The organism is Vulcanococcus sp. DEBay_Sum22DG08_74, from assembly GCF_017852955.1.
Lineage (GTDB): Bacteria > Cyanobacteriota > Cyanobacteriia > PCC-6307 > Cyanobiaceae > Vulcanococcus.
In genome coordinates, this window is record NZ_JAFMKL010000070.1 from 1 (window position 1) to 9,016 (window position 9,016).

General features: G+C 63.1%; 11 protein-coding genes. 4 read left to right on the forward strand and 7 right to left on the reverse strand.

The genetic code is table 11. The features are described from left to right. Both QZ184_RS08185 and psaB read left to right on the forward strand, forming a co-directional pair. Positions 1-209, forward strand: a 209-nt coding sequence (locus QZ184_RS08185; RefSeq protein WP_296418992.1) for a hypothetical protein, incomplete at its 5' end; no start/stop codon positions are given. 19 nt (positions 210-228) lie between these two features. After that, on the forward strand, positions 229-2,439 hold the full coding sequence (gene psaB, locus QZ184_RS08190) for a photosystem I core protein PsaB (RefSeq protein ID WP_010314661.1): 2,211 nt from the start codon (positions 229-231) through the stop codon (positions 2,437-2,439). Between the two features lie 104 nt (positions 2,440-2,543). Here the strand turns inward: psaB and QZ184_RS08195 are convergent, their stop codons facing one another. Genes QZ184_RS08195 through QZ184_RS08215 form a run of 5 tightly spaced genes read right to left on the reverse strand, consistent with a single transcriptional unit; the run spans position 2,544 to position 5,926 of the window. Then, positions 2,544-2,714, reverse strand: a complete 171-nt coding sequence (locus QZ184_RS08195) for a hypothetical protein (protein ID WP_296418997.1) — start codon at positions 2,712-2,714, stop codon at positions 2,544-2,546. Positions 2,715-2,720: 6 nt separating this feature from the next. Continuing rightward, complete coding sequence (locus QZ184_RS08200) at positions 2,721-3,308, reverse strand: L-threonylcarbamoyladenylate synthase (protein ID WP_296418999.1); 588 nt, start codon at positions 3,306-3,308, stop codon at positions 2,721-2,723. Next, on the reverse strand, positions 3,305-4,207 hold the full coding sequence (prmC, locus tag QZ184_RS08205) for a peptide chain release factor N(5)-glutamine methyltransferase (RefSeq protein WP_296419001.1): 903 nt from the start codon (positions 4,205-4,207) through the stop codon (positions 3,305-3,307). Before prmC ends, QZ184_RS08200 begins: the two co-directional genes overlap by 4 nt. Before the next feature lie 24 nt (positions 4,208-4,231). After that, positions 4,232-5,431 carry a DNA-processing protein DprA gene (locus QZ184_RS08210; protein WP_296419004.1) on the reverse strand — a complete coding sequence of 400 codons (1,200 nt, stop codon included), beginning with the start codon at positions 5,429-5,431 and terminating at the stop codon, positions 4,232-4,234. Positions 5,432-5,455: 24 nt separating this feature from the next. After that, positions 5,456-5,926 carry an acyl-CoA thioesterase gene (locus QZ184_RS08215; protein ID WP_247476237.1) on the reverse strand — a complete coding sequence of 157 codons (471 nt, stop codon included), beginning with the start codon at positions 5,924-5,926 and terminating at the stop codon, positions 5,456-5,458. A gap of 66 nt (positions 5,927-5,992) precedes the next feature. Between QZ184_RS08215 and QZ184_RS08220 the strand changes: the two genes are divergently transcribed. Continuing rightward, positions 5,993-6,841, forward strand: a complete 849-nt coding sequence (locus QZ184_RS08220; protein WP_247476235.1) for a universal stress protein — start codon at positions 5,993-5,995, stop codon at positions 6,839-6,841. Positions 6,842-7,005: 164 nt separating this feature from the next. Here QZ184_RS08220 and psbM read toward each other — a convergent pair whose 3' ends face one another. Both psbM and QZ184_RS08230 read right to left on the reverse strand, forming a co-directional pair. Next, a complete protein-coding gene (psbM, locus tag QZ184_RS08225; protein ID WP_010314676.1) occupies positions 7,006-7,110 on the reverse strand; it encodes a photosystem II reaction center protein PsbM in 105 nt (34 codons plus the stop codon). A 48-nt stretch (positions 7,111-7,158) separates the two neighbouring features. Beyond that, complete coding sequence (locus QZ184_RS08230) at positions 7,159-7,617, reverse strand: 2Fe-2S iron-sulfur cluster-binding protein (RefSeq protein ID WP_247476233.1); 459 nt, start codon at positions 7,615-7,617, stop codon at positions 7,159-7,161. A gap of 278 nt (positions 7,618-7,895) precedes the next feature. Between QZ184_RS08230 and psbB the strand changes: the two genes are divergently transcribed. After that, positions 7,896-9,016, forward strand: a 1,121-nt coding sequence (gene psbB / locus QZ184_RS08235; protein ID WP_296419007.1) for a photosystem II chlorophyll-binding protein CP47, incomplete at its 3' end; no start/stop codon positions are given.

The following is a 9,016-nucleotide window of genomic DNA, read 5'->3' on the forward strand; positions in this document are numbered from 1 at the left end:
TGATGTTCCTGTTCAGTGGCCGCGGCTACTGGCAAGAGCTGATCGAGTCCATCGTCTGGGCTCACAACAAGCTGAAGGTTGCTCCCGCCATTCAGCCGCGGGCGCTCTCCATCACCCAGGGCCGTGCCGTTGGTGTTGCCCACTATCTGCTGGGCGGCATCGCGACCACCTGGTCGTTCTTCCTGGCCCGCATCATTGCGGTCGGCTGACCTCTCCTGACCTTTCCCAATGGCAACGAAATTTCCTTCGTTCAGCCAGGGTCTGGCACAGGACCCGACAACCCGTCGTATTTGGTACGGGATCGCCACGGCTCACGACTTCGAGAGCCATGACGGAATGACGGAGGAGAAGCTTTACCAAAAGCTCTTCTCCACCCATTTCGGTCACCTCGCGATCATCGGCCTCTGGGTTTCGGGCAACCTGTTCCACGTCGCCTGGCAGGGCAACTTCGAGCAGTGGGTCGCCGATCCTCTGCATGTCCGTCCCATCGCTCACGCGATCTGGGATCCCCACTTCGGCCAAGGCGCCATCACTGCCTTCACCCAGGCAGGCGCCTCCTCCCCGGTGAACATTGCGTACTCCGGCGTGTACCACTGGTGGTACACGATCGGCATGCGCACCAACGCCGAGCTGTACCAGGGTTCCATCTTCATGATGATCCTGTCGGCTTGGGCCCTGTTCGCTGGCTGGCTCCACCTTCAGCCCAAGTTCCGGCCTTCCCTGGCCTGGTTCAAGAACGCTGAGTCCCGCCTGAACCACCACCTCGCGGTGCTGTTCGGCTTCAGCTCCATCGCTTGGGCCGGTCACCTGGTTCACGTGGCCATTCCCGAATCCCGTGGTCAACACGTGGGTTGGGACAACTTCCTGAACGTGCTGCCTCACCCGGCAGGCCTGGCTCCCTTCTTCACTGGTAACTGGGGCGTTTACGCCCAGAACCCCGACACCGCCTATCAGGTGTTTGGTACCTCAGAAGGCGCTGGCACCGCGATCCTCACCTTCCTCGGTGGTTTCCACCCCCAAAGTGAGGCCCTCTGGCTGACCGACATTGCCCATCACCACCTGGCGATTGGCTGTCTGTTCGTGATCGCCGGTCACATGTACCGGACCAACTTCGGTATCGGTCACTCGATCCGCGAGATCCTCGAGGCTCACAACCCCCCCAACGGCACCCCTGGTGACCTGGGCGCTGGCCACAAGGGTCTTTACGACACCATCAACAACTCGCTCCACTTCCAGCTCGGTCTGGCCCTGGCTTCCCTGGGCGTTGTGACCAGCCTGGTGGCGCAGCACATGTATTCGATGCCGTCCTACGCGTTTATCGCCAAGGACTACACGACGCAGGCTGCCCTCTATACCCACCACCAGTACATCGCCATCTTCCTGATGTGCGGTGCCTTCGCTCACGGTGCGATCTTCTTCATCCGTGACTACGACCCCGAGGCCAACAAGAACAACGTTCTTGCTCGGATGCTCGAGCACAAAGAAGCGATCATCAGCCACCTGAGCTGGGTCTCCCTGTTCCTCGGCTTCCACACCCTGGGCCTCTACGTCCACAACGACGTGGTTGTTGCCTTCGGTACCCCCGAGAAGCAGATCCTGGTTGAGCCCGTCTTCGCACAGTTCGTGCAGGCCGCCTCTGGTAAGGCCATGTACGGCTTCGACGTGCTCCTCTCCAATGGCGCTAGCGCCGCTAGCAATGCCAGCGCCGCCTACATGGGCGGTTGGATGAACGCCATCAACGACGGTGGCAACGATCTGTTCCTGCAGATCGGCCCTGGTGACTTCCTGGTGCACCACGCCATCGCCCTGGGTCTGCACACCACCACCCTGATCCTGGTCAAGGGTGCTCTGGATGCCCGTGGCTCGAAGCTGATGCCCGACAAGAAGGACTTCGGCTACTCCTTCCCCTGCGACGGCCCCGGCCGTGGCGGTACCTGCGACATCAGTGCCTGGGACGCCTTCTACCTGGCTGTCTTCTGGGCCCTGAACACCGTGGGTTGGCTCACCTTCTACTGGCACTGGAAGCACCTCGCCATCTGGCAGGGCAACGTGGCTCAGTTCAACGAATCCAGCACCTACCTGATGGGCTGGTTCCGCGACTACCTGTGGCTCAACTCCTCTCAGCTGATCAACGGTTACAACCCGTTCGGCAGCAACAACCTCGCCGTCTGGGCCTGGATGTTCCTGTTCGGTCACCTGATCTGGGCCACCGGCTTCATGTTCCTGATCTCCTGGCGCGGTTACTGGCAGGAACTGATCGAGACCATCGTCTGGGCTCACCAGCGCACCCCGCTCGCCAACCTGGTGGGCTGGCGCGACAAGCCTGTGGCTCTCTCGATCGTTCAGGCCCGTGTGGTTGGTCTGGCTCACTTCACCGTGGGCTACTTCGTGACCTACGCCGCCTTCTTGATCGCTTCCACCTCTGGCAAGTTCGGCTGATCCATAGCGATCACCCGCACACTTGCATCCCTTGAGGGACGACCAAGCGCCCCCGGCTCAGCCGGGGGCTTTTTTTTGGCTTCTCTCGCGGTTTGGGGCCTGACCTAATGCTTCGCAGTCGGTCCGTTGCCGGCGAGCAGCCAGGCCAGGCCAGCAAGGATCAGCCAAGGCAGTGGCCTCAGCTCAAAGACAGCAGCGCTGAGCACCAGCAGGGGCTGAAACAGCCATTGATGCAGGCTCAGCAGGACCACCAGTAGGAGGGGCAACCAAGCCATGGCCGCTTAGCTCAGGAGCTCTTGGGGCATCACAGCACCAGCGCGCAGCAAGCGCCAACCGCCTCCTGGCTCCAGTGCGATCACTGTGCTGGCCTGCCCCGAGGGCGCTGGCCAGGGTTCGGGGGCCAAGCGCAGCAACTGGGGGAATCGCGCCTGCACCTCTTCAGCGCTTGTGCAGGGGTCTTCTCCCGAGCGATTGGTGCTCGTGGTGGCGAGGGGTCCGCTCAATCGCAGCAGGTCTCGGGCCTGCTCGCAGGCCGGAACGCGAAGGCCCAGGGCTGATCCCCCCGGATTGAGTTGCTCCAGCCGCTCCCCTTCAGCCGGTACCACCAGCGTCAGGGCTCCGGGCCAGTGCAGTTCGATTAGCCGCAACCAGCTCGGTTCAGGCGTCATCCCCAGGTTGCTGAAGAGCTGTTCAGCATCAGCACCCATCAGGATCACCGGCTTGTTTTGAGGCCGCTCCTTGATTGTCCAGAGCAGCGAGGCGTGCTCTGGTCTGGTGGCCAGCGCCGGCAGGGTGTCCGTCGGGAAGACCCCGGCTTGGCCTTGCTGCAGTTCAGCGGCGAATTGACCGGCCTCAAGGGATTGGTTCATGGCCGGTTCTGCTCTGGTTGGAGCGGCCGCTGCGCCTTGGCGAAGCGCTGGATTCCCTCAAGGTCCTTGTGGGCCTGCACATTCACCAGTCCAGCCGCTTCGAGCAACTCCAGTACAGCCTTGCTCTGGTCGTAGTGGTGCTCAAGCAGTAGCCATCCCCCTGGCGCTAGGCCAAGTGCTGCTCCGCCAGCAATGGTTCGTAGGGCCTCCAAGCCATCGCTGCCCCCATTGAGTGCAAGTTCGGGCTCGTGCTCACGCACCACAGGTTCGAGCTGCGCCCAGACCGCAGCCGGGATGTAGGGCGGGTTGCTCACCACCAGATCCAGCTGGCCCCACTGATCTCGGATCGCGTCCCACCAGTCACCTTCTCTGAAGTCCAGGCAGGCCGAGCCCAGGATTGCTCTGGCGTTCCTCTCTGCCTGACGCAGCGCTTCGGCAGAACGATCGACGGCGAACCCCTGGGCGTTCGGTAGTCCCTTCGCCAGAGCGATGGCGATGCAGCCCGAGCCAGTGCCGAGGTCCGCCCAGTGCGGGGCTGAACCCAGTTGATCTCCCTTGGCACAGTCCAAGGCCAGATCAACCAGCACTTCAGTTTCTTGCCGAGGGATCAGCACGCCTGGTGCGACTTCGAGTTCGATGTCCCTCCAGGGACAGCGGCCAACGAGGTACTGAAGGGGGATGGCCTGCTCGAGGTGTTGACTCCAGATCTGCTCGAGCGTGCCGAGGTCCTGCTCCAACTCAATCTTGGATTCGGGGTAGAGCCTGAGCGCCTGTAACTGCTGCCAGCGCAGCCCGCCTTTGAGATCGAGTAGCCAATCGAGCGCGCTGCTCTCGCCTCCCTGGCCGAGCATCGCCTGCCTCCAGCTCAGCACTGCCTTAGCCGTGAGCAACTCAGCCATTGGATCAGCCTATGAAGCCCTGTCTCAGCAGGGATGCCACCACAGCCCCGGTGCGCTGCGTACCAATCCGGCCAGCTCCAGTTGCAGCAGCCGTTGACTGATTCCCACCGGGCACAGCCGCAGTGAATGGCAGAGCTGCTCAAGCGTTGCACCCTGACCGAGGGCTCCCATGAGGGCCGCCTCGCGCTGCAGCAACGTCGCGTGCGTCCTTGGCATCGGCGGCCGAACCGGCTTGCTCCTCGGCCCACATCCCAGATGCTTGACCAGGTCCGCTGGATCCAGCAGGGGCGTTCCCCCTCTGGCCAGCAGGCGATTGCTGCCTGCCGCACTGCTGCGTCCGGCATCGGCGGGGACGACCCAAAGTGGAATCCCTTGCGCCCAGCCCAACTCCGCGGTGTGGAGTGCTGCGCTCTGCTGCGGGCATTCGACCAGGACCAGGGCCTGCACCAGGCCCACCTCCAGGCGTTGTCTCAAGCTGAAATGGGCAGCCCGTGATGCCGTCCCCTCAGGCCATTCGGAGAGCAGCAGCCCCTGGGCTGAGATGTCTTGTTGCAACCCGGCTAACCCCCGTGGCGATGACTGATTGATCGGTGTTCCAAGGACAGCCACCGGCGTTCCACCCGCCTGGAGGCAGCTTTGATGGGCCGCCGCCTGAATGCCCTCCGATAGCCCAGCCACCACCGGCCATCCCGCCTGCGCTAGGGCTCGGCCAATGGCCTGGGCCATGGCGAGCCCATGTTTCGACGGGCGCCGGGTTCCGAGGACGGCAACGGCGCGGCGCTGCCGCAGCGGAGCCCAGATGCTCCCTTGCCCGGCCCAATGCAGGGCCAGAGGGGGTTGATCGATCTCACCCAAAGTCCGTGGAAAAGCGGGATCTCCAGGCATGAGGCAGCGCTGGCCGCCCCACCGACGCCGTTCATTGGGGGTGGGTGGATCGCTCAGGGGGGCTGGCCCGAGCTGTTGGCGATAGAGCTCGATGCGCTGCAGATCTCTGGCGTTGATCTGCGTTCCGCTCAGGGCGTGTTCCAGCTCTTGGCCGGTTGCCTGCCAAGCCTGATGCAGGCTTCCAAACAGGCCTTCGAGTTGCTCCAGCCGCCGCCGGCCCACACCGGGACAGCGGCTCCAGATCGATCGCCAGAGCCGGGAGGTCTCCCCCGAGTGGATCCTGAGGGGCCGCCCTCGCTCCTGGCTGGCGCAGAAGGGGGCATGAACGAGCTGACCCACCTGAATCGCTGCAGTACGTCTGTACTATAGCGAGACGGTTGAGTCTGGTCCTGGGCCTGCCCTGAGTTGCGCGAGGGCCTCGCGCAGATCCTCAGGTGCCCTGCGCAGCAATCGCCGCTGCCCTGGGCCTTGGCTGAGGTCCACCAGGACCAGCTCCACGCGCGCCTCGGCGGCGACGCTGCCGTCCGTCTTGATGAACTGGCTGCGCCAGGGCAGCTTGACCCCCTGTTGCGGCAGAACCCAGCTCAGCACTTGTACGTGCTCGCCATGAAGGAGGGCTTGGCGGTAATCGATCTGCAGTGAGACAACCGGCAGTTCCAGGCCGCGCTCAGAGAGGGCGCTGTAGGCCAGTCCCGCCTGACGGAGGGCTTCGACCCGGGCTTCCTCAAGCCAGGCCAAGTAGCTGCCATGCCACATCACTCCGGCATGGTCGGTGTGTTGCGGCAGGACCGAGCGCTTGAGGCGCCAGGGGCGGTCATGTTGCTGCTCCGTCACGGTCTCTGGCACAAGTCGAGGTTGCGCGCAATTCAGCCATAGGCTGCCCCAACGCGCTCCTGGGATGTGTTTCGCAATCTTCTGATCGCCGATTCAGGCAAAGGTCACGTTGAGGAAATGGTGCGCATGCTGCGCGACATTCCAACCGTGCGTCAGGCCCGCATCAATCTGCTCCATGTCGTCGCTGAGCAGGCTGGTCAGGACTATGCCGAGCACTCCCAAAAAGCCGCTGGAATTGTTGCTGAAGCCGTTCAGCGGCTGGGGCTGAATCCTTCGGAGGTCAACACGATCATTCGCCAGGGCGACACCAAGCAAACGGTCTTGAAGGTGGCCGATGAGCTTGATGCCGACCTGATCGTGATGGGCTCGCGGGGCCTGGGCCGGCTCCAGTCGATCCTGAGCAACAGCGCCAGCCAGTACGTCTTCCAGCTCTCGACTCGCCCGATGTTGCTGGTGCGTGACGACCTTTATGTCCGTCACATCAACCGCGTGATGGTGGCGATCGATGGCACTGGCGTTGGCGACGATGCCCTGAAGCTGGCCTGTGAATTAGTGCGCGATGTGCCCGGCAGCAGCCTGCTCGGCGTTCACATCAGCCGCCAGGACATCGCGCCGTCCCGTGGCGGTTCAACCCCTGCCGACGAGTTGCTCGATAAGGCTGTCCAGCGCGCCCGCGGCTTTGGTGTGGAGATGAAGGCGATCCACGGCACCGGTGACATCGGACGCGGCTTCTGTCAGGCCGCTGAAGAGCACAAGGCTGACTTGGTCGTGATTGCTTCGCAGGACCGTCGTCCCCTGGTGGCCCGCGGGCTGGTCGATATCGATCGTCTGCTCGGGTCCTCGGTGAGTGACTACATCAGGGTCCATGCACCGGCTCCGGTTCTTCTGGTGCGCGAACCCGAAGGGCGTCAGTAGCCGCCTGCAGTCGCGGCTGACTCGAGTAAGAAGAAACCCCCTAGGACTCCAGGCCCTAGGGGGTTTTCGCTGTTCTGCTGCTGATTCAGAACTGAGACAAAGAAAACCCCGGATGCATCACATGGATGCGTCCAGGGTTTTTCGGAACCATTGAACTGGAGCGGTCAGCTCTGGCGGCTGCTGGTCTGGATGTACAGAACAATCAGGAACACCGTCGGAACCAGCACGAACATCAGGCTGGCGACGAAGCCGAGGTCGTTGGTTTCCATCGCAAAAGTCTTGAGCTCGGTGACCGTATCACCGCCAACGGGGCTTGATCAGGCCTCTTCATCCCTCGTTGTGCTTTCGGCGTCCTCAGCGGATTCCAGGCTGTCCTCGTCTTGGGGCTCCGGCTCGGGCCAGGCCGTGGGTCCGGCGGGTAGAGGGCTGGCTTTGGCCGCAGCGATGCGCGCCTCGGCGTCCCCAAAACGCACCTGGGGCCGGGTCAGCACCAGCACCGATTGTTGGACCAGGGTTTGGCAGGCCAGGCGCCAGGTCTGGGGACGGCGGCGCAGTTTCTGCTCCTCGACGGCGGTCCGGCCACTGAGGCTGCCGGGACTGCTTTCGCCCACCACATCAACAAAACAGGTGATGCACTGCCCGCAGCCGCCGCAGTTCCCGAGCTGTCCTTTCAGGCCATAGAGCTCAAGTCCCTCGCGCAGGGCGACCTCGCGCAGGTTCTCGCCCGGATAGCACTCCACATCCCGCCCCTCGCGAACAAAACGAATGACGGGCATGGCTGGAGGTTCGGAATTCCTCCATTCTGAGGGAATGGATTGCGATTTGTAACCGCGCCGCCGCGGGTGGGGCCACGCCTTTGGGCCCCAGCGTCGTTTTCCCGTCACGGCACGTTTCAGCTCGGCGGCGATCAAAACGTTCCGTCAGCTGAACCCCTTACGATCGCGAGCACGGATCAAGTGTCTGCTGGCTTTCGCTGGCAAACCCTGATCGCGCTGACTTCCGATTTCGGTTTTCTGAAGCGGAAGGCTGGATTGTTTCCTCGGACCTGACCCCCATGGGATTGCCCTGGTATCGGGTGCACACGGTCGTGATTAACGACCCGGGCCGTTTGCTCGCCGTGCACCTCATGCACACTGCCTTGGTTGCTGGCTGGGCCGGCTCCATGGCGCTCTATGAGCTGGCCATCTTCGATCCCTCCGACCCGGTGCTCAACCCCATGTGGCGCCAGGGCATGTTCGTCATGCCGTTCATGGCTCGCCTGGGCGTGACGGATAGCTGGGGCGGCTGGAGCATCACCGGTGCCACCGGTGTTGACCCCGGCTTCTGGAGCTTCGAAGGTGTGGCAGCTGCTCACATCGTTTTTAGTGGCCTCTTGATGCTGGCCGCCATCTGGCACTGGACCTACTGGGATCTGGAGATCTGGCAGGACCCTCGCACTGGCGAGCCTGCTCTGGACCTCCCCAAGATCTTCGGCATCCACCTGCTGCTGGCTGGCCTTGGCTGCTTTGGTTTTGGTGCGTTCCACCTGACCGGTGTGTTCGGCCCCGGTATGTGGGTCTCTGACCCCTACGGCGTCACCGGCCACCTTGAAGCGGTTCAACCCTCTTGGGGACCTGAGGGCTTCAACCCCTTCAACCCCGGTGGCATCGTTGCCCACCACATCGCCGCAGGCATCGTCGGCATCATTGCCGGCATCTTCCACATCACCACCCGTCCGCCCGAGCGCCTCTACAAGGCTCTTCGGATGGGCAACATCGAGACCGTTCTCGCCAGCGCCATTGCCGCTGTGTTCTTTGCCGCCTTCATCGTGGCCGGAACCATGTGGTACGGCGCTGCAGCGACCCCGATCGAACTCTTTGGCCCGACCCGCTACCAGTGGGACCAGGGTTACTTCAAGACCGAGATCAACCGCCGCGTTCAGACCGCTCTGGACAACGGTGCCACCAAGGAACAGGCCTACGCCCAGATTCCTGAGAAGCTCGCCTTCTACGACTACGTCGGCAACAGCCCTGCCAAAGGCGGCCTGTTCCGCGTGGGTCCGATGGTGAACGGTGATGGCCTGCCCACCGGCTGGCTCGGACACGTGTCCTTCACCGATAGCCAGGGTCGTGATCTCGAGGTGCGTCGTCTGCCCAACTTCTTCGAGAACTTCCCTGTGGTTCTGGAAGACAGCCA

Bases quoted from the DNA above. Each gene is read 5' to 3' on its own strand.
- psaB (WP_010314661.1), top strand. From the start codon at position 229: ATGGCAACGAAATTTCCTTCGTTCAGCCAGGGTCTGGCACAGGACCCG.
- QZ184_RS08230 (WP_247476233.1), bottom strand. From the start codon at position 7,617: ATGCCCGTCATTCGTTTTGTTCGCGAGGGGCGGGATGTGGAGTGCTAT.
- psbM (WP_010314676.1), bottom strand. From the start codon at position 7,110: ATGGAAACCAACGACCTCGGCTTCGTCGCCAGCCTGATGTTCGTGCTG.
- prmC (WP_296419001.1), bottom strand. From the start codon at position 4,207: ATGGCTGAGTTGCTCACGGCTAAGGCAGTGCTGAGCTGGAGGCAGGCG.
- QZ184_RS08200 (WP_296418999.1), bottom strand. From the start codon at position 3,308: ATGAACCAATCCCTTGAGGCCGGTCAATTCGCCGCTGAACTGCAGCAA.
- QZ184_RS08195 (WP_296418997.1), bottom strand. From the start codon at position 2,714: ATGGCTTGGTTGCCCCTCCTACTGGTGGTCCTGCTGAGCCTGCATCAA.